The organism is Paenibacillus curdlanolyticus YK9, from assembly GCF_000179615.1.
Classification (GTDB): Bacteria; Bacillota; Bacilli; order Paenibacillales; family Paenibacillaceae; genus Paenibacillus_T; species Paenibacillus_T curdlanolyticus.
In genome coordinates this window covers 1-653 of record NZ_AEDD01000037.1, presented here as the reverse complement: position 1 = coordinate 653, position 653 = coordinate 1, and the positions used below count along the sequence as shown (strand labels likewise).

Sequence of the window (653 nt, the reverse complement as noted above, 5' to 3'; positions counted from 1 at the left end):
CCTAGGCATCCTCCGTGCGCTCTTAGTAGCTTAACCAGTTGCTCGATTGATGAATGGTTACTTGCGTAATCATCCGATCAACCTTCGCTTCGTGTTTAAAAACTAAAGCTTTAAGGATATTTCATTATTCGCTATCCAGTTTTCAAGGTGCAAGTACATTCTTGGTGGAGCCAAGCGGGATCGAACCGCTGACCTCCTGCTTGCAAGGCAGGCGCTCTCCCAGCTGAGCTATGGCCCCATATCTAGTTTTGAAAAGAAATGGTTGGCCTTAGTGGACTCGAACCACCGACCTCACCCTTATCAGGGGTGCGCTCTAACCAGCTGAGCTAAAGGCCAAAGTTAATATTCGCTTTGGTACTCCATTAGAAAGAACAAGATTGCTCTTTCAAAACTGACAACGAGCGAGACACAACTGTCAATTGTGTTACCGACCATCGACGTGATCGGATAAATCCTTAGAAAGGAGGTGATCCAGCCGCACCTTCCGATACGGCTACCTTGTTACGACTTCACCCCAATCATCTACCCCACCTTCGACGGCTGGCTCCTTGCGGTTACCCCACCGGCTTCGGGTGTTGTAAACTCTCGTGGTGTGACGGGCGGTGTGTACAAGACCCGGGAACGTATTCACCGCGGCATGCTGATCCGCGATT

The 653-nt window shown here is 49.9% G+C and carries 2 tRNA genes and 1 rRNA gene; all 3 read right to left on the bottom strand.

What is annotated here, in order from left to right:
• Nucleotides 1–162: 162 nt before the first annotated feature.
• Nucleotides 163–238 (bottom strand) — tRNA-Ala (locus tag PAECUDRAFT_RS24335).
• A gap of 21 nt (nucleotides 239–259) precedes the next feature.
• Nucleotides 260–336, bottom strand: a tRNA-Ile gene (locus PAECUDRAFT_RS24330).
• Nucleotides 337–459: 123 nt separating this feature from the next.
• A 16S ribosomal RNA gene (locus tag PAECUDRAFT_RS24325) occupies nucleotides 460–653 on the bottom strand; the annotation flags it as partial.